The 23,611-nt window shown below is 51.8% G+C and carries 22 protein-coding genes; 9 read left to right on the top strand and 13 right to left on the bottom strand.

Annotated features, from left to right (window positions below; translation table 11 throughout):
* Positions 1-30 precede the first annotated feature (30 nt).
* Positions 31-1,215 carry a BaiN/RdsA family NAD(P)/FAD-dependent oxidoreductase gene (locus AC4FIC_RS07965; protein WP_100257897.1) on the top strand — a complete coding sequence of 395 codons (1,185 nt, stop codon included), beginning with the start codon at positions 31-33 and terminating at the stop codon, positions 1,213-1,215.
* Positions 1,216-1,288: 73 nt separating this feature from the next.
* Here the strand turns inward: AC4FIC_RS07965 and AC4FIC_RS07960 are convergent, their stop codons facing one another.
* The gene (locus tag AC4FIC_RS07960) at positions 1,289-2,479 is read right to left on the bottom strand and encodes an FG-GAP repeat domain-containing protein (protein WP_227003837.1); all 1,191 of its coding nucleotides are present in this window, start codon (positions 2,477-2,479) and stop codon (positions 1,289-1,291) included.
* A 226-nt stretch (positions 2,480-2,705) separates the two neighbouring features.
* The gene (locus AC4FIC_RS07955) at positions 2,706-3,122 is read right to left on the bottom strand and encodes a rhodanese-like domain-containing protein (protein ID WP_100257895.1); all 417 of its coding nucleotides are present in this window, start codon (positions 3,120-3,122) and stop codon (positions 2,706-2,708) included.
* A 343-nt stretch (positions 3,123-3,465) separates the two neighbouring features.
* Here AC4FIC_RS07955 and AC4FIC_RS07950 point away from each other — a divergent pair, with 343 nt between their 5' ends.
* Positions 3,466-3,801: a hypothetical protein gene (locus tag AC4FIC_RS07950; RefSeq protein WP_100257894.1), complete on the top strand. Its 336-nt coding sequence runs from the start codon at positions 3,466-3,468 to the stop codon at positions 3,799-3,801.
* Between the two features lie 161 nt (positions 3,802-3,962).
* Here AC4FIC_RS07950 and AC4FIC_RS07945 read toward each other — a convergent pair whose 3' ends face one another.
* The 6 genes from AC4FIC_RS07945 to AC4FIC_RS07920 all read right to left on the bottom strand — a co-directional run bounded on the left by AC4FIC_RS07945 (position 3,963) and on the right by AC4FIC_RS07920 (position 9,978).
* On the bottom strand, positions 3,963-5,276 hold the full coding sequence (locus AC4FIC_RS07945) for a TRAP transporter large permease (protein WP_100257893.1): 1,314 nt from the start codon (positions 5,274-5,276) through the stop codon (positions 3,963-3,965).
* Positions 5,276-5,740, bottom strand: a complete 465-nt coding sequence (locus tag AC4FIC_RS07940; protein ID WP_227003682.1) for a TRAP transporter small permease — start codon at positions 5,738-5,740, stop codon at positions 5,276-5,278. The genes AC4FIC_RS07945 and AC4FIC_RS07940 overlap by 1 nt, the downstream gene beginning before the upstream one ends.
* Before the next feature lie 121 nt (positions 5,741-5,861).
* The gene (gene dctP / locus AC4FIC_RS07935; RefSeq protein WP_100257891.1) at positions 5,862-6,881 is read right to left on the bottom strand and encodes a TRAP transporter substrate-binding protein DctP; all 1,020 of its coding nucleotides are present in this window, start codon (positions 6,879-6,881) and stop codon (positions 5,862-5,864) included.
* A 105-nt stretch (positions 6,882-6,986) separates the two neighbouring features.
* Positions 6,987-7,646 (bottom strand): 3-isopropylmalate dehydratase small subunit, encoded by a 660-nt coding sequence (gene leuD / locus AC4FIC_RS07930; RefSeq protein ID WP_273285868.1) that lies wholly within the window; start codon positions 7,644-7,646, stop codon positions 6,987-6,989.
* Positions 7,643-9,067 carry a 3-isopropylmalate dehydratase large subunit gene (gene leuC, locus AC4FIC_RS07925; protein WP_273285867.1) on the bottom strand — a complete coding sequence of 475 codons (1,425 nt, stop codon included), beginning with the start codon at positions 9,065-9,067 and terminating at the stop codon, positions 7,643-7,645. Before leuC ends, leuD begins: the two co-directional genes overlap by 4 nt.
* Positions 9,068-9,186: 119 nt before the next feature.
* Positions 9,187-9,978, bottom strand: a complete 792-nt coding sequence (locus tag AC4FIC_RS07920; protein WP_100257888.1) for a GntR family transcriptional regulator — start codon at positions 9,976-9,978, stop codon at positions 9,187-9,189.
* A 347-nt stretch (positions 9,979-10,325) separates the two neighbouring features.
* On the opposite strand from AC4FIC_RS07920, the gene AC4FIC_RS07915 reads away from it, so the two are divergent.
* The 5 genes from AC4FIC_RS07915 to AC4FIC_RS07895 are packed head-to-tail and all read left to right on the top strand — an operon-like array spanning position 10,326 to position 15,213.
* Positions 10,326-11,213: an isocitrate lyase/PEP mutase family protein gene (locus AC4FIC_RS07915; protein WP_100257887.1), complete on the top strand. Its 888-nt coding sequence runs from the start codon at positions 10,326-10,328 to the stop codon at positions 11,211-11,213.
* Positions 11,214-11,258: 45 nt separating this feature from the next.
* Positions 11,259-11,924 carry an isochorismatase family protein gene (locus AC4FIC_RS07910; RefSeq protein ID WP_100257886.1) on the top strand — a complete coding sequence of 222 codons (666 nt, stop codon included), beginning with the start codon at positions 11,259-11,261 and terminating at the stop codon, positions 11,922-11,924.
* A gap of 22 nt (positions 11,925-11,946) precedes the next feature.
* A complete protein-coding gene (locus AC4FIC_RS07905; protein WP_100257885.1) occupies positions 11,947-12,885 on the top strand; it encodes a polysaccharide deacetylase family protein in 939 nt (312 codons plus the stop codon).
* Between the two features lies 1 nt (position 12,886).
* Positions 12,887-13,813 (top strand): polysaccharide deacetylase family protein, encoded by a 927-nt coding sequence (locus AC4FIC_RS07900; RefSeq protein WP_273285866.1) that lies wholly within the window; start codon positions 12,887-12,889, stop codon positions 13,811-13,813.
* Positions 13,810-15,213: an FAD-dependent oxidoreductase gene (locus AC4FIC_RS07895; protein ID WP_100257883.1), complete on the top strand. Its 1,404-nt coding sequence runs from the start codon at positions 13,810-13,812 to the stop codon at positions 15,211-15,213. The genes AC4FIC_RS07900 and AC4FIC_RS07895 overlap by 4 nt, the downstream gene beginning before the upstream one ends.
* A gap of 65 nt (positions 15,214-15,278) precedes the next feature.
* Here the strand turns inward: AC4FIC_RS07895 and AC4FIC_RS07890 are convergent, their stop codons facing one another.
* Complete coding sequence (locus tag AC4FIC_RS07890) at positions 15,279-16,505, bottom strand: CaiB/BaiF CoA transferase family protein (RefSeq protein ID WP_100257882.1); 1,227 nt, start codon at positions 16,503-16,505, stop codon at positions 15,279-15,281.
* Entirely contained in the window at positions 16,505-17,680 is a 1,176-nt protein-coding gene (locus tag AC4FIC_RS07885) for an acyl-CoA dehydrogenase (RefSeq protein WP_100257881.1), read from the bottom strand. The genes AC4FIC_RS07890 and AC4FIC_RS07885 overlap by 1 nt, the downstream gene beginning before the upstream one ends.
* Positions 17,681-17,810: 130 nt before the next feature.
* Here AC4FIC_RS07885 and AC4FIC_RS07880 point away from each other — a divergent pair, with 130 nt between their 5' ends.
* Positions 17,811-18,695 carry a LysR family transcriptional regulator gene (locus AC4FIC_RS07880; RefSeq protein ID WP_273285864.1) on the top strand — a complete coding sequence of 295 codons (885 nt, stop codon included), beginning with the start codon at positions 17,811-17,813 and terminating at the stop codon, positions 18,693-18,695.
* Between the two features lie 20 nt (positions 18,696-18,715).
* Here the strand turns inward: AC4FIC_RS07880 and AC4FIC_RS07875 are convergent, their stop codons facing one another.
* From AC4FIC_RS07875 to AC4FIC_RS07865, 3 genes are all read right to left on the bottom strand, one after another.
* Complete coding sequence (locus AC4FIC_RS07875; protein WP_100257879.1) at positions 18,716-19,594, bottom strand: DMT family transporter; 879 nt, start codon at positions 19,592-19,594, stop codon at positions 18,716-18,718.
* Positions 19,595-19,729: 135 nt separating this feature from the next.
* A complete protein-coding gene (locus tag AC4FIC_RS07870; RefSeq protein WP_273285863.1) occupies positions 19,730-20,956 on the bottom strand; it encodes an NADH:flavin oxidoreductase/NADH oxidase family protein in 1,227 nt (408 codons plus the stop codon).
* Between the two features lie 225 nt (positions 20,957-21,181).
* A complete protein-coding gene (locus AC4FIC_RS07865) occupies positions 21,182-21,721 on the bottom strand; it encodes a DUF924 family protein (RefSeq protein WP_100257877.1) in 540 nt (179 codons plus the stop codon).
* A gap of 443 nt (positions 21,722-22,164) precedes the next feature.
* On the opposite strand from AC4FIC_RS07865, the gene AC4FIC_RS07860 reads away from it, so the two are divergent.
* Positions 22,165-23,598 (top strand): sensor domain-containing diguanylate cyclase, encoded by a 1,434-nt coding sequence (locus AC4FIC_RS07860; RefSeq protein WP_100257876.1) that lies wholly within the window; start codon positions 22,165-22,167, stop codon positions 23,596-23,598.
* Positions 23,599-23,611 lie beyond the last annotated feature (13 nt).

The raw sequence follows: 23,611 nt of genomic DNA, 5'->3' as shown, positions 1-23,611 counted from the left end.
GGATCGCCTATATGACAACTGAGGGCCTGTATGACAACCGGGGTTGATGTACTGATAATAGGGGCTGGTGCCGCCGGCATGATGTGCGCTATCGAAGCGGCCAAGCGCGGCCGCTCAGTGGTATTGATCGATCATGCCAATAAGGCCGGTAAAAAAATCCTGATGTCTGGTGGCGGGCGCTGTAACTTCACCAATCTGGACGTGCAACCGGCGCATTTTTTATCGCACAATCCGCACTTTGCGCGCAGCGCGCTGAGTCGATATAGCCAATGGGATTTTATTGCCAAGGTTAATCTGCACGGCATCGAATACCACGAGAAGGATCTCGGTCAGTTGTTTTGCGACCACAGTGCCAAAGACATCCAACAGATGTTGTTAAGCGAGCTGGCGCAAGAAGGCGTCGACCTGCTTTTGGAAACCAGTGTCCTATCGGTCGCCAAGCTTGACGATCATTTTGCCATCAGCACCACGGCCGGGGTATTTTCAGCGGTCTCCTGTGTGGTGGCCTGCGGTGGCTTGTCGATACCCACCTTGGGTGCCTCTGACTTCGGTTTTAAGCTGGCACAGCAGTTTGGTCACACGCTCTTGAGCCATCGGGCCTCGCTGGTGCCCTTTACCTGGAACACCAAAGATAAACCGCTCTGGTCGGCCTTGTCCGGCCTGGCGACCCGTGCCCGCGTGCGCGCGCTAGAGGGAACCCAATTCGAACTCGACTTACTGATCACCCACAGGGGTTTGAGTGGCCCGGCCATGTTGCAGATCAGCAACTATTGGCAAGAAGGTGAAGCGTTGACTATCGACTGGTTGCCGAGCATGGATGTCGCCCAGCAGCTCGCCGCTGATCGGCACGAACAGGGTAAGAAGCAGTTTAAAAGCTGGTTGTCGGCGCTGCTGCCAGCACGACTGGCCGAGCTGTTCTGCCAACAGTGGCCGCACCAGAAGACCCTGGCGGAGTTGTCCAAGGCCGATGTGCTCTATTGGTCTGAGCAGCTCAATCATTGGCAATTTGTACCGGGCGGAACCGAAGGCTACCGCACCGCAGAGGTCACCCTCGGCGGCGTTGATACCCACGACATCTCATCCAAGACCATGGTCAGTAAACTGGTACCGGGGCTTTATTTTATTGGCGAGGTATTGGACGTGACCGGCTGGTTGGGGGGCTATAACTTTCAATGGGCCTGGTCGAGTGCCTGGGCCGCTGGGCAGGACTGCTAAGGCGGCCCGGTGCCCACGCGCTAGTTTGGCTCTGTTAGATGAGTCTGGTTAGATTGGTCTGCTACGCGCTTTTTTAGCGCGTAAATTCGCCATTGCCATTATTAAGCCAAACCAAGGCAGGGGAGTTGTTGTCTTCAATAATGTCTAAATAGCCGTCATTGTTATAGTCTTGAATACGAATCCAATCGATCCATCCATTCTCGGTAGAACTATTTTCAGCTATATTGCTCGTGCTATCGCTGAACTGCCGGTCACCATTGTTCTCAATGAGCTGGAGATAATATCCGACATAGAAATTGTCATTTCCGCCGCCTGTGCGCGTCAAGACAATATCGCTCCGACCATCGCCATCTAAATCCTCTGCATCGATATCGAGAATGACACCTTGTCCTACCACCTCAGGTAACAACGTTTTGTTGGTGGCCAGGTAGGTACCGCTAGCGCTGCCCCAATAGATAACAGTCGCCATAGTTTCAAACTCATGGCCGGCCGCTATGAGATCGATATAGCCATCCTGATCGATGTCGATCAGCTCAGAGGTATAGAATTGTTGGTTGTTGAGTTCCGAAGTCAACCTGGCCAAGTCCTGAGTAAAGCCGCCAAGCCCGTCATTGATCAACATAAACGGCACTTTTGTGTCGCCGATGAGGATATCAAGGTCGCCGTCATTGTCGATGTCGGCTGAGGCGGCAGAATGAAAGAATCCGCTATAAGCTTCAAGACTTGTGCTGTACTCAAGCCCATTGGCCGTTGTGAGAAAGAGCAGTGGGCGCTCGCCAGGGAAGGGCGGTTGGTCATAGCCATGGCCAACGACTAGAATGTCGAGTTGGTCATCGCCGTTATAGTCGCCCAAAATAGCTTTGCGTGGATGAATGACACCCGGCTCAGATCCGTGAATTAAACTTTTATCCAAGGTGAAATTTCCGGCGCCATCGTTGAGATGAATTTCCACTGCGCTGGGCAGATCGGTGCCATTGCCACCGGATAGAAAGATATCCACATCACCATCGCCATCGAAATCGGCATAGGCCATCGCATGATAAAAACAACTGCAGGGCGAACCATTAATGCCACCGCGCCGGTCGACATGCAAGGTTGTTTTCTGCAGTTGATAGGAGCTGACGTTGTCTATGCTGACCTTGTCGACGCTGACCTCAGATGTCGTATCCGATTCGCTAAGGAGAACACCATCAGAGGCATCTTCGCCGGCAACGTTGCAGCCGGTAAGCACGATGAGGCCTAATATTTGAATAAGATCTGCCATCTTGCGCACAATCGATACTCCACTGCTGTATTTGTTGAGGTCCTAGCCAAGCCGATAGGGTTTGAAGGCCGACTACAAATATTATATTACTAAAAAGAGAGCCTGGTGCTAAAACCTATAGGGGCCATTTTATCATCCTGGATCGGCGGCCCGCTAAAGTCTGCCATCGCCTCCGGTCAGAGGATAAACGATCCTTAAGGCCGGGAAACGGGTGTGCTCTGCATATTTAATCGCCACTATCCTGCCCTGCAAGCCACATCAGATAGCCGCCCCACAACACCTTGATATTGTCACGCCCGGCAATTTTTAATGAGAACTGGGCTTTAGAAGACAGCAGGCCGGTGTCGCAATAGAGCACCACAGGCCGATCAGTTGGTATTTCAGCACGGCGAGCGAGTATTAGACGCCATTCAATATTGAGTGCGCCTGGAATATGACCGGAATCGTATTGTGCTGGGTTTCTGGTATCGATATAGAGAATATTGGTCGATTCGATCGACGCAAGCTGCTCCGTTGATATAGAACCCTCACCGTAGTCGGCGAAATCCAAATAATCCTGCATTGCCGCGACGGCCGGATTATCGTCAGCATGTGACAGTCCGATGGCAAGGGCCAGTAACGCGAGGCTAAGAGTTGTAGTCATAAATAGGGCCCTATAATGCTAGGTATAATAGGCTTATCGATCCGAAGTTTTTTCAGCAAGGGGGCGTCTTGAATCGGATCCAATTGGCCTGCCTTTATCCAAACTACCTTCGATGGTGTGCCAATATACAGCCTTCAGCACGCCAGATGCACCCTATCTATGCAATCCATTTTGAAATCCATCCCTAAAGACAAGATGAAAATCATCCTAAAAGTATATTATTTTGGTTGCCTTAGCGTATACAGGTAATCAATATATTTTAATCCGCTTGGCGTCTTAATCCGTTCTTTATCTTGGCAGGCTCTTTGCTGATTAAGTAAGTGCAAACATGGAGGATTTAAGCATGGAGAGCTCCTGGGTATTGAAAAGAGAGGCGGTGCAACTGGCCAAGGAATGCATCGCAACAGTGCAGCAACAGCTCGGGGTGCGCCTGAAGTTGGCACATCCAGAATTTTTGGGCCTGTTGGGAGATTATGTCGATTTACTCGAGGATCAAACCTTCAAGCATAACGTGACGAAGCTTTATGCCTTTGCCGGCTTGGATCCGACTTTTAATGTCGAGCCCAGGCAAGCAGAGGACCCAATCGAGCTGGTTGAATATCTTGGCAGGTCTTACCCGCGCTTCAAAGGCAACAGGGAGTTTAAAAGCCTGTATCGTGGCCAGCCAGTCTATGCCTAACTCAATAACACCGATTGCAACGAATACGATAATATGAAACCGCAGCATAAACGGCTGTTTTGCCGGTAGAGTAGCCACGCAAGGGTGAATATCAAGGATACGGTATTTTAAATCGCACCCCGCAGACAGCCGGGCGGCGCGCTAGCACAGCAAACAATGCGTTAGTTCATAAAGCTGGGTAGCCAAAGTGCGATACTGGGGAAGATGATCATCAGCAATACCAAGAATAGCGAGCAGAAAATGAATGGCATGGCTGCTGAGTAAATTTCGCCCATCGTGGTACCCGGTGGTGCGACACCTTTCATAACAAACAACAATAGGCCGAAGGGCGGTGTGGTAAAACCAATCTCCAACGCTAATAGCATTATGATGCCAAACCAAACCAGGTCGAAACCGAGCGTCTCCGCTAATGGAAAGAAGAACGGTACGGTTAACATCATTATGGAAATTTGCTCCATAAAGGTGCCTAACAACAACAGCACGCCGAACATGGCCAAGAGCATGAAAATGGGGGTTAGATCGAAACTGGTCGCCCAATAAATCAGTCCGCTTGACGCGCCGGAGAAGGCCAGTAACTGACTAAAGGTTGCCGAACCAAAGACGATCAAATAAGCCATAAGGGTAACCTTCAGGGCACCAATTATAGATTGTTTGAAGGCCTGCCAAGTCATGCAGCGGTAGATGAAACCCAGTATGACCACACCCAGGGCGCCAAAGGCTGCAGACTCCGATGGCGTTGCGAAACCGGTTAGCATCATGATTACAATTATAACCATCACGCTAATCATCGGAATGACATCCGTAGTAATCAGTTTTAGTTTGCCTAACAAAGAGATGGCCGCAACCTCATAGGCGGGGGCGGCATCGGGATCCAGTTTGGTGTGAATGAAAATGGTTAGTACGTAAAAGCTGGCCAATATGAGGCCAGGGATTATGCCGGCAATCAACAGTTTAGCAATATCGACCTGTGCCAAGGTCCCCAGCAGTACCGCCAAGGCCGACGGCGGAATGATGATTGCGAGCCCTCCGGTGCCCAATATTGGGCCAATCGACATGTGTTTCTTATAGCCGCGCCGCTCCATCTCCGGCACTAACAATGACCCCATTAAGGCCGTAGAGCCCATGGACGAACCGCTCAGTGTCGAAAATGCGGTGCCGCCAACAACGGTCACATAGGACAGGCGCCCCGGTACCTTGCCCATTAGGCGGTCAATGGCATTGAACATCTTCATGCCCAGACCCGTTTGGAAAAATAATTCGCCCATTAACAGAAAGAGCGGAATAGGGACTAGGCTGAACTTAGACAGACCACCAAAGCCATTATTAAGCAGCTGTGTGACACCGTTTTCGCCGCCCATGAAATACCAGGAGCCAATAACGTTGGCCCCTAAAAATGCAAACGCAATGGGCATGCCTGCGCCCATAAAGAAAATTATCATCGACAGTAAGAATGTCAGTGCAAGATACCATTCCATTATTCATGCACTCCCGCTTCACCAACATGCATGATATTTTCGCCAAAAACAAATTTGGAGAACTCAGTCGCCATTGCCAAGAAGGTAATGGGAAAGACAATGGTCAAAATCCATTTCGGTACAAAAAAAGCTCGGACATCATAATCGCTGCGTGAAATATTGGTTTGCACCAGGTCAAAACCTTTCCAAGCCAACACCAGGCATATAATTACGCAGCCTAGAGCGACTAAGCGACTGTGGATCGACAATATTTTCGGCGGCATCATGGCCGTCAATAATTCAATGTGAACATGGCCCTGTTCTCGGACTAACCAAGGCGCACCCAATAGGGTTAGATAAAAGAGGGAATACTCTGTAGAGACAAAAAACCAGGCAGATGGTTGGCCTCCCAGGTTTCTTATGAGTACCGACAGTACAATACCGACCATAAGCCAAACCAGCATTAGGCCAGAGGTTATGGCCATTAGGTCAATAAAACCTTTATATATTTTTAAGGCGATTCTCATAAGAAACCCATCTTTTTTTAAAAAACCAAAAAAGTTCAACCGTAGCCGGTTGAACTTTTAGTAGAAGCCTTAGACAGTATTAATCGAGTTTGTTGAATTTCTCGACCAAGGTATCGTAATGCTTGAGACCCATTGGATGGCGGGACATCTGGCTAACCATGCGCTCCCAGGTTGCTTCACGAGCTGCTTGGGAAAACTGATCACGAACATCACCAGTCAAGTCAACAATCTTCATGCCGTCTGCGACCATTTCGGCTTTTTGTGTGTCGCCTAGGCTCGCCAACGATAGGGCGCTGTCGCGCTCATGCTCAATGGCTACTGCTTGGAGGATTTTTTTCGATTCAGCACTCAATTCATTCCAAGCGTCTATATTAATAATTACGCCCATATCGGTTGAAAAGAAAGACGGTTCAATCCGATAGTTCAAGAAGCGGTCCCAGTTCAGGTCTTTTAGGCCAATCTGAGTCCAACCGGTGGCGTTCACGACATTTCGTTCCAAACCGGCATAGACATCCGTTGTTGGCATGCTGATTGGCTCTGCACCTAGGTAACTACGGAAAAACGCATCATAAACGGCGTTGCTTCTTAGTTTTAGGCCTTCCAGGTCAAGTTTCCCATCCGCTCCGATCTTTGGCTCATTTACGGTGTAAAGGTTATAACTCACTCCGCTGTCGAACCAGCCAAGGTAGTAAACGCCCATCTTCTCTTGGTGTATTTCATTTAACAAGTCGATGCCACCGCTTTCTCGAGCATAGATGCCGTTGGTGTTTGAGGCGACCATGATGTCACGCTCAGGGATGGTGCCACCATAAAAGCTTGCAGCGGTGTAGGCCATATCGACCACGCCGTTACGCACTGCGTCTGGCTGTTCACCCAAGCCTATAACCTCTGGACCACCCTTGACGTCAATCTGGATGACGCCCTTGCCGCGTTCATTGAGCTTGTCGACAAAACTCAAGAAGCTTTTGGTATAGATTAACGAGGTGTTGAATGCATGCACTGCGGTAATGGTATCTTCAGCAAAGGTCTTTGCCGAAAAAGACATCGCCGATACCAAGCCAATAGCAATTGCCGTTTTATTAAAGATTGAATGTCTCATTCTGTTGTCCTCTAGTTATTATTATTCTCAGTTGAATCAAGTTAAACCAAGGCTCGGTCGAAGCTGACTGCATTAGAGTTTTGATGGTCTTTTCACTGGTGCGTTTTATTTATTAACTGCCAATATAGTATTATCCTGAGGCGTTACCGCCCATGGAGAACGCAATTGATAGTCGGTGTAAAACTGAGCAATGTTTTCGCTGTAAGCCTGCGTTAACTCTATGTCATCCCACCCGTTGAGCAGTTTAGAGCGCCAAGCGGATTTAATCTCAAACGCTATGGACCTGTCAGCGCAACGAATCTGTTTATTTTCCAAGTCAACAGAAATGATCGGGGCGGTAGTTAGCGAGCTTGCCAACTGATTTTGACAATAGTCGATCAATTTCTGCGCATCAGCCTCGGTGACTAGGGCGGGTAACAAACCATTGTTAACCGCGTTGCTGGAAAAAATGTCACCAAAACTGGGTGCGATGACACAGCGAAAGCCATAGTCAACTAAGGCATAGACTGCGGCCTCTCGCGATGAGCCGGCGCCAAAATTGCGTTTAGCCACTATAATACCGGCGTCCGCCAAGCGAGTTTGATTTAACCTAAATGCTTCTATTGCGCTGTTGTTGCTGTCAAAGCGTTGGTCGTACAGCAGGAACTGGCCATAGCCGACGCTGCGCGGCTCTTGCATGAACCTGGCCGGGATCAGCTGGTCCGTGTCGACATTGGCGGCATCGAGCGGAAAGCATTTTGCGTCCAGTTGCTTGAACGGTGTCATAGCGCGGCCTCCTGAATGGCATCTACTTGGGGCAGCTGGCGGAAGTCGGTAATGCGACCCGTTACTGCGGCCGCCGCAACCATGGCAGGTGACATGAGATGGGTGCGCGCACCAGGGCCTTGTCGGCCTTTGAAATTTCGGTTGGTTGATGAGGCGCAGCGTTCGCCGGGCCCAATCAAGTCGCCGTTCATGCCGACACACATTGAACAACCTGCTTCATGCCACTCAAGCCCAGCATTGATAAAGATTGAATCCAATCCTTCTGCCTCGGCCAGAGCCTTTACCGAGCTAGAGCCAGGCGACACGATACCGGGTATGACACATTTACGACCCTGTAGCACCTGGGCCGCACTGCGTAAGTCTTCTAAGCGAGCATTGGTGCAAGACCCGATAAATACCCGGTCAATAAGCACATCCTGCAATGACTGACCCGCCGTTAAGCCCATATAATCCAAGCTGCTGGCCCATTGTTTGGCCTTGGCCGAGTGCGCCGCATGGCTGGGGTCGGGAATTGGACTGTTTACTGAAATGGCCTCTTCCGGTGACACGCCCCAGGTGACGGTTGGGCCTATGTCCGCAGCGTTGATATGCACTTCACGATCAAAGGTTGCCTGTGCATCCGTGACCAGCCCGAGCCAATGCTGTCCGGCCTGGATAAAATCGTCTTCGCGCGGAGCGAACGCTTTACCCGTTAGATAATTCAGAGTTTTTTCATCTGGTGCGACCATGCCACAGCGACCGCCGGCTTCGATGGACAGGTTACAAAGGGTTAGTCGGCCTTCAATCGTCAACGCGCTAACGGTGCTGCCTGCATACTCAATCGCGTGTCCGCGGGCACTGTCCGCACCCAATAGCGCGATCCAATGCAGGGCAATGTCCTTAGCGGTAACGCCCTCAGCGAGCTCACCATCAATGGTAATGCGCATCTGCTTGGGTTTGGTTTGCCAAAGGGTTTGAGTTGCCAGAACGTGTGCGACTTCGGATGCGCCGATACCAAAAGCCAGTGCGCCGAGCCCGCCATGAGTAGAGGTGTGACTGTCACCGCAGACAATAAAGGTGCCTGGCAAGGTCAGGCCGAGTTCCGGACCCACCACATGGACAATGCCTTGCCGTGAATCGTGTAAATCGAACAGCCTAATGCCGTGCTCGTGCGCATTGGTGCTGAGCATTTGAATCATATTCTGCGACTTTAGCGGCAGGTCGCCTAATGAACGAGACCGAGTCGGTACATAATGATCGGCGACGCCAAAGGTTAGCTCAGGGTGGCTAACCGGCAGGCTTCTCGCCGTTAATTTGTTAAACGCGTGGAAAGAACCTTCATGGACGAAATGCCGATCGACCCACATAAGGCTTTGGCCATCATCAGCGACCTCAATTTCATGAGCCTGCCATATTTTGTCGAAAAATGTTTGTTGCGACATACTACAATTTACCCAACGCTGACGGCTAGCCGGTTTTTTGCTCGGTCTTTAAATGTATTACAAATAACACAATCAAAGGTATACCAGCCGTTCAAGGCATGTCAAGCGATGATCTCAGTTTAATCGCTCTCGCCATCGACTGTTTGCCAATAGCGTGAGTCTTCATCGCCCGCTCGACTGAGATCAATTTCAATACGGTAACGGTCTGGGCGGTACAGTGCAGTGAGGTATTCCACGCCTTGCTGATTGCGATCGATGACCACCCTGTTGAGCGAAATAAGGGGCGAACCCACGGGTACCTGCAGTGCACTGGCCACATCACTGGTCGCCAAAGTGGCAGAAATGACCTGCTTGGCCTGATCGACCAACACGCCACTGCGCTCCAGCAAAACAAACAACGGCGTCGTCGCCAAATCGCTCTCGTTGTAATGCAATGCGATGGGCTCTGGTACATGGGTGACCAGATACGAAAAGGGTTTGTCGTCGGCTGAGCGAACCCGAACTGAGCGTTGAGTTCGCTCTGATGGGCCCAGGCCAAGCCGGCTTCGGATATGTTCGGATGGTTGGACATAGGCGAATTCCAGCAATTTCACATTTGAATTCTTGCTCATCGTGACCATGTTCGGTAACAGGTTGGCCACGCTCGCCGTCATGATGGTTGCGCCGACGGGTTGTTCCTTGACCAGGGTGCCCTTGCCAGCCAAGCGCACGACTAAATTCTCGTTGGCCAACGCCTCCATTGCTCGCCGGACCGTGACTCTGGATAAGCCATGCTCTTTGGCTAGGGCGATTTCGCCGGGCAGCTTGTTGCCTGGCGCAATGCGACCGCTGACGATGGTTTCCTTGAGTAGCAAAAACAGCTGATGTGATTTAGTGGCACCTAGGCCGCGCTTTGACGCTTTAGTGTCCATTCGTTCTCCTTTTTGTACATAACTAAGTCTTGACAGCTGCATTTATTATAGACTATAAATGTATTAATAATAATACATTTAAATGTATCGATTCCGTCGGCTCAAATGCAAGCTACTGGCTACAGGCAAACCAATCCTACCTGAGAGGTTACCATCCTCAAAGGTTAATCAGATGTTGCGCACAAGCATTTGACAGCAAGCCCGATAGGCGTTTCACCATGCCGTTTAGGGTGACGAGGACTAGGCGTCCAGGTAAGTTGCCATTGGCTAGGTGGAAGTTGCTGGGTAAAAGTAGTCGATATTCTGGACGCCACAAACACCCTTATTTGTTATCAAGGTGCTCAACAATGGTCACAGTTGAAAAAAAATCCAACAACCTCAATTTAAAACAACGTCTGGCGCAGGAGCCCATTGTTGTCGCCCCGGGCGTTTACGATGCACTGAGCGCGTCACTGGCGGCCCAGGCCGGTTTTGACACCGTGTACCTGTCCGGCGCCAGCTTGGCCTATACCAAGTTGGGGCGACCGGACATCGGCCTGATGAGTGTGACGGAGATAAACGACACCCTGGCATTGATTCAGGAGCGGTGTGAATTGGACATCATAGTCGACTGCGATACCGGTTTTGGCAATGCCTTAAACGTGATCCGCAGCGTTAAAATGCTCGAGCGTTCCGGTGCCAACGCCATTCAGCTGGAAGACCAAACCTATCCCAAGCGCTGTGGTCACTTGCAGGGCAAGTCGCTCATCAGCCAAGGCGAGATGGCCGGCAAAATTAAGGCAGCCGTTGACGCTCGGTGCTCAGAAAACACCCTGATCATTGGGCGCACCGACGCCATAGCGGTGGATGGCATTGATATAGCGCTCGAACGGGCTAACGCCTATTACGAAGCCGGTGCCGATATGGTCTTTGTTGAGGGTATTCGTAACAGCACCGATATCGATCGGGTGATGTCGGCCTTCGGCAAAAAAGTGCCGATTATGGCAAATATGGTCGAAGGGGGTGATACTCCGTTGCAAGACGCCAAGCGTTTAGAAGAGCTTGGTTTTTCTTTGGTGATTTTCCCCGGCGCCCTGGTGCGAGCCTTTACCTATATGGCTAAACAGTTTTTCACCAGCTTGCATGCCAACGGCTCAACGGCGCCGTTTCGCGATCAGATGCTGGATTTTAGGCAACTAAATGAATATTTAGAGACTGATGCGATTCTCGAACTGGGTCAGAAATATGAGCGCTGATGCGCTTATAACCAACATAATTCAATGCACTAGACGGAGCGATCAATGATAACTTCAGACCAAACAGCTAGAGAGATATTTAACGAAGTCATTAATAATCCGCAACGAGTCCCGTTTGGGTTTGGTAAAAAAGCGGCGCTGATCAATATAGATCCTCAAAAAGCCTATACCCGAACTGATCTTTATAAGACCGCCTATGAAACAGATCCCAATCAACTTGGTTATACCATGGATCTGGTGAAATTATTCCGCTCGCTCAACTGGCCGGTTGTATGGACCCATGTTGCTTATATGGACTCTGCCGCAGACGCCGGGATCTGGGGCACGCGCACGGATACGCCGGACTCATTGCAGAACATAAAATTCGACTCGGCCCGAAGCGAATTTGATGATCGGTTAGACATCGATTACAAAAACGAAGCGGTCTATACCAAACGTATGCCATCGGCTTTTTTCGAAACACCCTTGCAGTCATTATTGGTTTGGCACCAGGTTGACACCCTTATTTTAACCGGAGGCTCGACATCGGGTTGCATTCGCGCTACAGCGGTCGATAGCCTATCCCGCGGCTACCGAACCATTGTTCCGCAAGAATGTGTATCGGATAAGCATGAAAGTTACCACTTCGCGAATCTGACTGACTTACATCTTAAGTATGCCGATGTCATGACGGTAGCCGATGTAATTGCTGAATTGGGCGCGCGTTCGTAAATATTGGCTAGAGGATATAGAAATGGAAAAGCTCGCTGCTTACGACTATTGGGCCTACAACAATCGACCGAAAATAAAGTGGCCCAACGGAGCCAAGGTAGCGTTTTGGGTTGCCCCGAACATTGAGTATTACGAACTGAATCCACCGCCCAACCCATCGCGCAGTCCTTGGCCACAGCCCAATCCCGCTGTACCGGGTTTTTCGATTCGCGACTGGGGTAATAGGGTGGGTCATCAACGTCAAATGGCCTTGCTCGATAAGTATAATATTCGCGGTTCTGTTTCTCTGTCGGTCGCACTGTGCGAGCATCATCCGGAAATTATTCAAATGTGCAAAGAACGCGACTGGGAATTCTTCAGTCACGGCGTCTACAACACTCGTTACACCTACAATATGAGCGAAGCGCAAGAGCGCGAGATGATCCGCGACAGTATCGAAACCATCTATAAGCACACCGGCCAAAAATGTGCCGGCTATTTGGCACCTGCCTTATCGCATTCGGAACACACCCTCGATATATTTGCCGAAGTTGGTACCGAGTTGTTTGGCGACGAAGCCGGCTACTATACCTGCGATCTGTTTCACGATGATCAACCCACACCGGTGAATACTCGCTCCGGTAAGCGCTTTATTTCCATGCCCTATTCTCTGGAAATGAACGATACCATTGTCTATGCGGTGAACAAGGTTGAGCCGCGCCAATATCTTAAGATGTTGAAACGCCATTTTGATCGACTGTATCAGGAAGGTGCCGAATCGGGCACGGTGATGTGTATTCCGACCCATAGCTACCAAGTCAGTAACGCGCATCGCATTAAGGCGTTTGAAGAAGCGCTTGAGTACATTACCGGCCACCCCGATGTTTGGGTGGCGACAGGCAAAGAGATAGCCGATTACTATTTAGCAAACTGTTACGACGACGCGAGTAGTGATATCGCGGCCAAATTGGGAGGGCGATAAGGTGGCATTACCAGATGAGTATCTAAAATACCCCATGCGCCGCTATGGTAACGACCACGATCATTACGACTGGTCGATGCTCCACGATCGCGCCCCGATACAGTGGCCTAATGGCAAGTCGCTGGCCGTATGGGTGAATACGTCGGTGCAGTTTTTCCCCTTGAATCAGCGCGGCATACCCTTCAAGGTACCCTACGGTATGGCCATGCCGTATCCGGACCTGCGGCACTATTCGCTCAGGGACTATGGCAATAGGGTGGGTCTGTATCGCTTTTTCAAGGCGTTTGAACGTTACAATATTAAACCGACCTATGCGGTTAGCGCACAGCTGGCCAATGATAACCCCTATCTCTTGGCGCAGTTACTCGACCAGAATGCCGAGCTGATCTGCCACGGTTGGAACATGGACCATCTGCACTATGGTGGCCAGGACATCAACGAGGAAGCCGAGATTGTCACCCGTGCTGTCAATAGCCTGCGGGACAACAGCAAGCGAGATATTCGCGGCTGGTTAAGCCCGGCGCGCAACCAAAGTGCCCATACGCCTGAATTGCTGCGCAAAGCAGGCATTGAATACTGTTGCGATTGGGTGAATGACGACCTGCCTTATGCCTTTAACACGCCTAATGGCCCACTGACCATGCTGCCGCTGCAAACCGAGATAGAGGACGCGCATGTTATTTGCGGCAACCTGCATTCTGAAGATGCCTGGGTGGTCCAAGTGATCGATGCGATTGATTACCTGGTGGCCGAAGCGAAACAACAAAAGAGTGGTCGGATGCTCGGTCTGAGCCTGCACCCGTGGCTGACCGGGCAACCCCATCGTATAGGCTGTTTGGAGCAGATACTGGACTATATCAATCAACACGATGATATTTGGCAAGCCTCGGCGGCAGAGATTATTCAACACAGTGGTGTACAGAAATGACCGTAATTGCCTTTGATGAAGTACAGCATCCGTTTGAAGTCAGGATACCGTTGGTGATTATCGGCGCGGGTGCCTGCGGATTGGTGGCGGCCTTGGCCGCTAAGGAATTGGGCATCGAGCTGGTCGTGCTGGAGCGGGACAATACGCCGCGCGGCAGCACCTTTATGTCCAGTGGGTTTATCCCCGCTGCGAACACTCGCTTTCAAACCGCGGCAGGTGTTGTCGATAGCCCCGGCTTAATGGTTGACGACATCCAGCATAAGAATCACAACGAAGCCGACCCCAGTATCGTTCAGGTGTTAGCAGATCAATCCGCTCGGGTCATCGAGTGGCTGGCCGACCAGCACAAGATCCCATTCGAGCTGGTCCAAGGGTTCTTGTATCCAGGTCACAGTCAAATGCGCATGCACAGTACGCCGCGCCGCACGGGTCAGGAATTAATGAGCACCTTGCTCAATGCGGCGGCCGAAGCGGGCGTTGATATTCTCACCAATGCTCATGTTACGGCCCTATATGTTGATGCGCAAAGCTGCATTCAGGGCGTTTCCTATCAACAACCCGATGGTCAGGTTGAGACCATCGGTTGTGATGCCCTGTTGCTGGCCTGCAATGGCTATGGCGGCAACAAAGCCCTGGTTGATAAATATCTGCCGCAGATGAATAAGGCGCTCTATTATGGCCATGAGGGCAATCAGGGTGACGCGGTCATTTGGGGCGAACAACTCGGCGCCAGCCTAATGGATTTAACGGCCTTCCAAGGACACGGCTCCTTAGCCGATCCACCGCAGACATTGATCTCGTGGGCCGTGATGATGCAGGGGGGGGTGCAGGTGAATACCGACACCGAGCGTTTCGCCGATGAAAACCAGGGTTACTCTGAAGCCGCGGCCAAGGTGTTAGCGCAACCGACCGGCTACGTCTTTAATATCTATGACGAGCGTATTCATCAAACCCTATTGGCGTTTGAGGACTATCAGAATGCCTTGACCACCAAATCGGTGAAGAGCTTTGCCTCACGGGCGGAACTTGCTACCGGACTGGGTTTGGACGATACCAAGCTCGAGCAGATGTTTGCGCTTATGACGCAATCGAGCGAGGCAGCCGAGCCCGATGCCTTGGGGCGTACCTTCGTACCGGAACAGCAGTTGGTGGCACCTTTTTACGCCATTAAGGTGACCGGCGCGTTGTTTCATACCCAGGGGGGTTTGGAAATAGATACTGCCGGTCGAGTGCTCTCCGCGACGGGTGATGTAATGCCCAATCTGTTTGCTGCAGGCGGCGCCGCACGCGGTGTGTCCGGTTCGAACGACACCGGTTATCTGTCGGGAAATGGCTTGTTGCACGCGGTGGTACTGGGTGCTATTGCGGGCGAGTGTGCCGCCAAAAAAGTACTCAGCTGAACTCTTCTTGGGCACACAAAAAAACGGCGAATCACTTAGCCGTTTTTTTTGCTCGAGCGAAGCCATTAGCCGATCACACCCTTCGCCTTTAATTCCTCAAAGTGCTCCGGGCTCACATCAAGTTGCGCTTTAAGAATGACCTCGGTATCTGCGCCTAAAGAGGGGCTGGCAGCGCGATATCGTATGGGCGATTTACTCAATCGAATGGGATTGGCGACCGATGGCACTTGGCCTAGGGTTGGGTGCTCAAGCGACATCTGCAAGCCGCGCGCTATAACTTGCGGGTCCTCAAACACTTGCTCCAGGCTGTTGATCGGCCCACACGGCACGGACACCTTTTCAAGCTCAACCAACCACCATTGCCGACTCTGAGCCCTGAGCACGGATTCAATCAGCGGAATCAATTCAACTCGATGCTCGACTCGCGCCTGGTTGGTGGCGAAGCGCGCATCGGCACTGAGGAATTGGCACTGCCCCACGGCACAAAAGCGCTGAAACTGACCATCGTTACCGATGGCCAGAATGAGATAATCATCACTGGTCGCAAAGGCCTGATAGGGCACGATGTTCGGATGAGAATTGCCCAATCGCCCAGGCGCAGTGCCGGTCGCCAGATAGTTCATCGCTTGGTTTGCCATGGTCGCAACCTGGACGTCCAGTAAGGCCATATCGATATGTTGGCCCAGGCCAGTGCGGTGACGGTACAGCAGCGCCGCCTGAATGGCATTTGAGGCATAAAGACCGGTCAATATATCGGTCAAGGCCACGCCAACCTTCATCGGTGCACCGTCCGGTTCGCCGGTTACGCTCATCAGGCCACCCATGGCTTGAATCATAAAGTCATAGCCGGCGCGCTCTTTATAGGGACCCGTTTGGCCAAAACCGGTGATCGAACAATAGATCAGTTTTGGGTTGAGCGCAGCCAAGCTTGGGTAATTCAGGCCGTATTTTTTTAAGCCATCGAATTTATAGTTTTCAATCACCACATCAGCCTTGCGCACCAACTCTAATACCAGTGCCTGGCCTTCGGGCTGGGTGAAATCGATCGCAATGGATTGTTTGCCGCGATTCGCGCTGTGGAAATAGGCCGCTACGCGCTCGGCCTTATCATCAGTGTCAAAAAAGGGTGGGCCCCATAGCCGGGTATCGTCGCCGACCTTGGGCCGCTCAACCTTAATAACGTCGGCGCCCAGGTCCGCCAGCATTTGGCCGGCCCAAGGGCCCGCCAGAATGCGACTGAGGTCCAGTACTTTTATACCGGACAGTGCCCCCTCATCGGCTGGCGTAGCCATTAATAGAACGCCTGAATGCCAGTTTGCGCGCGACCCAGAATGAGTGCGTGCACATCATGGGTGCCCTCATAGGTATTGACCGCTTCCAGGTTCATCACGTGTCGAATAACGCAGTATTCATCACTAATCCCGTTGCCGCCATGCATATCGCGGGCAACACGGGCTATTTCCAAGGCCTTGCCGGCATTGTTGCGTTTCATCAGCGAGATCAGCTCAACCGGACAGGCATCATTGTCCATCAACTGACCCATGCGCATGGCGCCTTGTAAGCCCAGGCTGATCTCGGTCTGCATGTCGGCCAGTTTTTTCTGTACTAACTGAGTCGCGGCTAAGGGCCGGCCAAATTGCTCCCGATCCATGACATAGTTTTGCGCCGCAAACCAGCACGCCTCGGCCGCTCCCATAGCACCCCAGGCAATGCCATAGCGCGCCTTATTCAAACAGCCAAAGGGGCCTGCCAAACCAGACGCATTCGGCAACAGGTTAGCCTCGGGCACGTAGACATCTTCCATGACAATTTCGCCCGTGACCGAGGCTCGCAAACTGAACTTGCCTTCGATCTTGGGTGTGCGTAAACCTTCCATGTCGCGCTCAAGAATAAAGCCGCGAATCACACCGTCGAGCTTGGCCCAGACCACCATAATATCGGCGATGGGCGAGTTGGTGATCCACATTTTAGCGCCGTTGAGGATATAGCCTTTTTCGGTTTTAATGGCCTTCGCGCTCAGGCTGCCTGGATCCGATCCGGCACCGGGTTCGGTTAAACCAAAGCAGCCAATAAACTCGCCACTGGCTAACTTAGGCAAGTATTTGGTGCGTTGCTCTTCGCTACCGTACGCATAGATAGGATGCATGACCAATGAGGATTGCACGCTCATCGCCGAGCGATAACCACTGTCTATGCGCTCTACTTCGCGGGCGATCAGACCATAGGCAACGTTGCTCGCATTAGAACCGCCGTATTTTTCCGGCAGGGTAACACCGAGCATGCCGAGTCGACCCAGTTCTAACATGATCGCCGGATCGAACTGCTCGTTGCGATTGGCCATCTGAACCCGGGGTGCTAATTCACCCTGGCAGTAGTCCTTCGCCGCGTCCATAATCATGCGCTCATCGTCGGACAATTGTGCAGTTAGGGAGAAGGGGTCTTGCCATTCGAATGGGGTAAGCGCCATAGGGGTGTTCCTTAATTAGGGTGGTTAGTTGTCTAATTATACCCCTGTTGCTAAGATATTATAATTATATTAAAAATATACCTTCTATATATTATATCAATATCCTACCGCGCGCTCTTGGACCTTTCCTATGCACCTAAATAGCATCAAACGACTGGAATATTTTAGCGACATTGCCATCAGCGGCAGCTTTTCCAAATCTGCGCAGCGCTTGGGCATCGCGCAACCGGCCCTGAGCATCGCGATAAAGAAGTTGGAAGAAGAAACCGGCTTAAAGTTGATTAACCGCGGCAACCGCACCATGACCTTGACCTCAGATGGCAAGGTCATGCTCAAGCATGCCCATCAAATCCTGGCGGATTTGGCCGATGCTGGCCGTGAGTTGACCGAGTTACGGGGTTTGGCCAGGGGAGAAATAAACATCGGTGCGTCGGCCATGTTATCGACTTATTTCCTGCCCTCTGTCCTAATCGGCTTCAAACAGGCTTATCCGGGCGTCCGTATTCGGCTCGTCGAAGCCGGCACCCACACTCTGGAACAAATGATTGTTGACGGTGAGCTGGATATCGCCCTGCTGCAGTCGGTCCCCCCCAATGATGATATTCGTTATGCGGCCAAGTTGAGCGAACAGGTGGTCGCGTGCCTGCCGATAGATCATGAACTTGCTCAGCAGTCATCAATCAGTATCGAGCAATACAGTCAGCAACCCTCGGTGATGTTTCGTCAAGGTTACTATCTGCGCGACGCGGTTGAACAGCGGGCGCACCAGGCAAAGGTTAGCCTAAATATTCAGTTCGAAACCAATCTGATCGACCTGCTGAAGCAGTTGGTCCGCAGTGACGTTGGCATCGCAACCTGTCTCGCCATGATCGTTGAAAACGAATCGGATCTGTGTGTTCGGCCCTTTGAGCCGGCGATTCGCTTGGAATTGGCCTGGGGCTGGAAGAAGAATCACTATCTTTCAAAAGCGGCGCAGGCTTTTCTAACTTTTTATGAGAATCATGTTCAAAACTAAGATCGCGTTAACATCTTCACTCAGCGTTTCCATAGGACGTTAATTAACGCCCCCGCCATTATGAATGCCCCACCCACTAATGTGGTGAAAACCGGTACTTCACTAAAGTAGACCCAACCAATAAAAACGGAAAATAGCACCTGGACATAGGCATAGGCCGTTGCCTTATTGGCATCTGCGCTGTGCAGCGCCTTTGTTAAGCCTATTTGGCCTACTTGGGTAAAGATCCCGACCAAAACCAATACGCCTGTTGCTGCCAGGCTGGGAACCACAAAATCATCGCCTAACAAGGCCACAGAGATCGGGATCGCAATAATAGGAAAGTAGAAAACGATAACCGAACTGTCTTCCGTTTGGGTCAGTTTTTTCACGATAATATAGGCCACCGCGCTGCCAAAGGCTCCTAGCAGGCCCGCGCCAATACTGACCCAAGAATAGCTGATCGCGCTATCTGGCGAAAAATTGGGCTGTATCATAATAACCAAACCCATCAAGCTCAGAGCAATGCAGGCAAGGGTGGAGCGTTGGATAACTTCCTTTAAAAAAAACAGCGCCATCAGGGCGGTAAAGACTGGGTGTAAATACTGCAAGATGGTGGCTTCGGCCAGGGGCAGGGTGGTCACGGCGTAATAAACAAAAATTAAGGCCAGGGCCCCGACCGTACCGCGTGCTATTAACAAGGGCTTATTATTGCCCCAAGGCGATATTTTTTTACGCCGAATATCGGCATAGCTGATCAGCGCGGAAACAATTGCTCTGGCCGCGACGATTTCCAGTACGGGGATCTGATAGGTCGTGTTGGCAATCTTCACGCAGGCCACCATTAGGGCGAAGCCAAGCGCTGAAGCCACCATATACCAAGCACTAAGTGGCAGTGCATTTTTTAAGCTTATATACATCCAGTGGGTAATCCGAAATAAAGCGAGTGAGTCTCAGGCGGTCTAAAGATAACGCCAGAGCGAAATAAAGTGGCGCGGCGGGTGTGACCGAGGTCGCTTAAAACCTATCGGTCACAATGGCGCCGACGCGAATTGCTATAAGGATCGGCGCCATTTTTTGAGTCGCCGGACATGGCGCGCATCGGCGATTTGATCGGTGATCACGACCCACCAATAGGGCCGTGGTTTGGCCATGTTTACATTTGCCTGGCCCAGATCTCTCATTAACCGGCGAACTTGCGCCATCACGGCCAGCGAGGCCAGCGTTTTGTTCTTCCAGGTGACCGGTTTCAGGCTGACCTGCACGCCAATACCTTGCTGCCAGAGGTTCGGCAGATCCGGTTGCAAGGCCAAGGCGGTGGCCATGCCTACCAGGTCGACGCCCTTTGCCAAGACTTGCTCGGCAATTTCTCGACGATGAATTCCACCGGTGGTCATCAGCGGTATTTGGGTGTGGTGTGCTAGTTGTTCGGCGAAGTCCAAAAAGTAGGCCTCGCGAGCCAAGGTGCGTTCATCGCGTGACTGCCCCTGCATGGCCGGGGCTTCGTAGCTGCCGCCCGACAACTCGATGAGCGTAATCTGCTTATCGGCCAACAGTTGCAAAACGACTTGTGCGTCATCCGGCCCGAAGCCGCCGCGTTGAAAGTCGGCCGAATTCAGTTTAACCGCGACCGCAAACCCCGGCTGAACGCGTTGGCGCACCGCATCCACCACGCTGATCAGGAGTTGGGCGCGTTTCTCAACGCTACCGCCCCACTTATCGGTGCGTTGATTGACCAGGGGCGATAAGAATTGGCTGATCAAATAGCCGTGTGCGGCGTGAATTTGAACCCCGTCGAAACCGGCCCGTTCCGCTTGAAGCGCGGTGTCGGCAAACTGCTCAATCACCCGGTTTATCTCGGCTTCGTTCATCGCACGTGCCGGTGCAAACAGCTTGGAGAAATTGCCCATATCGAGATTGATCGCTGATGGCGCTAGGCTGTGGTCGTTGAGCTTGGACGGCGCTTGGCGACCGGGATGATTGATTTGCAGCCAAACACTCGCGCCCCCGCTTTGGGCGGCCGCCGACCATGCCGTAAAGCGCGCCAGCTGTTGACCCTTATCCAAGACCAAGTTGCCGGCGCCGGTCATATGGTTGCCATCCACCATGACGTTACCGGTTAACAGCAGCGCGCAGCCGCCCTCGCTCCAGCGTCGATAGAGCTGAATCAGTTCATCAGAGGGGGTCCGGTCGGGTCGGGCCAAGCTTTCTTCCATTGCGGCTTTAACGAGTCGGTTCTTTAGAACGGCGCCGTTGGGCAGGGTTATAGGGTTAAACAGCATAGCTTGGACTCTAGGGGGCGGTAATGGCTGGCAGGATAACCCTAATCGGGGTCTTGGGGCAGTTATTATGCGTAACGCCGGTCCCACTGGTATCCCCTTATCGGCACGGTTGGCACGAACGGCTCGCCAGTGCGGGCTGAGATTCTGGCATCGCTTAGCGCAAGCACGACCGCTGCTGAGGCCCTAGCGCTCGCCGATGGAATGACGGGCGTGCGTCTTTACATGCTAAAAAGACGAACCCGGCTGGGTCAGGAATTCCAGTTCCTCGGGCGTGGAGGCCCGACCTAAAATGAGGTTCCGATGCGGATACCTCCCAAACTGTTCTATTATGGCTCGGTGTCTGCGTGCAGAGTTCAGGCTCTCTGGAATGCCGTTTGCAATAAAGAGCGTTAAAGCAGCATCATGAACGATCAAGGATTCGCTGTGCATAAAGGGCATGATCATAAAGCTGCGCTCCATCTCCGTCAGATCATTGTGCACGCCCAGCGCGACCGCCTCTTGCGCAAGGGCCAAGGCCAACGGATCGGACCCAAACGCCTTAGGGGTATCGCGGAACATATTTCTGGAAAACTGATCGAGGACGATGATTTCAGCCAAGCGGCCTTTTGCCGAGGCGCGCCATGCGAATAACTCACACCGGATCGCCTGTTCATGTAAAGCCGAGAACCTGCGCTCGATCAGGCGGTCAAAGTCGAGATCTTTAACCCACCATTGAGCGGGTTTTATGTCGTTAAACCAAAAAAATAGCACATCATCGTATGTCATAAATAGACTCCTAGTTATAAAATAATGTCTGAATTGATATTCCTTGCTGAGCAAATTGAGGCGATCTGTAGACAATCTTGCTTTGCGAAAGCCCCAGTGCTTTGGCGCACGATGGTCCGATTTTCTTGCCCATGCCCAGTTGGCGTATTCCAGTCGGATGGCTCTCGATGAGTTTTGTGATCTGAATCACTAATAACTATGGTACCCCTGTATCGGCTGTTCAACGCTGTTGTTTTTCAACCTTGCCAGCGTATGGTTGGCTTGTTGATTACGGCTCGTTGTTTAACCGTTTAACCGTTTAACCGTAATCGGCTGTTAAGGAATCTGCATATTGGTCAGCCGAAATATTTATTGATAATAGCCTATTAATTGCTGAGCTTAGCCATTGATAGACTGGGCGATTGACATCGTGACCTATAACGGCATCCGCGCTGAGGTTATTCATGATTGTCCGAGACAGTGACTACCTAAAACTTGAGCTAACCAAGCTATTCGCTGAAAATGGCGAGGGGCTTGCTTTTCTGCAGCAGGTCACACTCGATGGACTCTGGTATTGGGATTTAGACCAGCCCGATAACCGCTGGATGAGCCCGAAATGCTGGGCGGCTTTGGGCTACGGTTTGGATGAAGCCGATCATCTTAGCGAGGAATGGCAAGCCCACGTCTTCCCAGAAGATCTTGAACTGTCGGCGGCCAACTTGGAACAGCATCGCGCCGACCCTCTGTGCCCCTACGATCAGGTGCTCCGTTGCAAACACCGCAACGGTTCCACGGTGTGGATCCATTCGCACGGCGTGGCGATCCGTGATGAACAGGGCCATGCCACTCGCATGCTTGGCCTGCATCATAATATTACCCATATCAAACAACTCGAGCAGCGGCATAAAAAGAACCTGCACATCATCGATGAGCTTTACGCCTCCACCAAGGTTGCGCTGGAAGAAGCCGAAGCACTTTTTACCAGCTCACCGGATGCCAAATTGCAGGTCGACCAAGATGGCTTTATCGTGCGCGGCAATCCCGAAGCGGTGCATCTGTTTGGCTATAGCGAGGCGGAGTTGCTTGATATGAACATCGATCTATTGGTGCCTGAAGCCTATCGCGAGGCCCATGCCAAGGGGCGTAGTTCGATTCAATTGGACCCCAGGGCCCGAGCGATGACCGGCGCCAGTCGGGTGATTCAAGCCTGTACCAAAAGCCGGCAAACGATACAGATCGAGATCCGCCTTAACTCCCTGCAGACGCGCTATGGAAGCCATGTGGTGGCCACCATTCGGGACGTAACCGAATACAATCTAATGGTGACATCCTTACAACAAACCCGTGCCGAAAATAAATGCCTTACTATCGATGCGACAACCGACCCGTTGACCGGGTTGTACAATAGGCGATATTTTAAAAAACAGGCTAACAAAGAGTTTGCCAATAGCTGGCGCTACAATAATGAACTGTCTTTGATCCTGTTCGATATCGACAACTTCAAACAATTCAATGATCTCTACGGTCATGTAGTGGGCGACCAAGTGTTGCAACAGATTGGTCACAGTGCGACCGACATTATTCGCAACGGCGACACCCTAGCACGGTTCGGGGGTGAGGAATTCGTGGTGCTCCTGCCCATGACCGGGCTGCACGCCGCCCAAGCCTTGGCCGAGCGTATCCGGCAAGATATCAGCGACCTTAGGGTGGCCGTTGCCGATCGGCCGCTCTTGGGGGTGACCATTAGCGCCGGCATCTCGGCACGGGAAAGCCAAGATAAGAACGTGCAAAAGGTTATAGAGCGGGCCGATGCGGCCATGTATCAAGCCAAGGCGCTGGGCCGCAACCGCATTGTGGTCTCCGAACCCGATGCGCAGAGTAACTCCGGTTTGGGGTAGCATCTTTCTTTCT

Source organism: Reinekea sp., from assembly GCF_982785585.1.
This window is presented reverse-complemented; position numbering and strand designations above follow the sequence as displayed.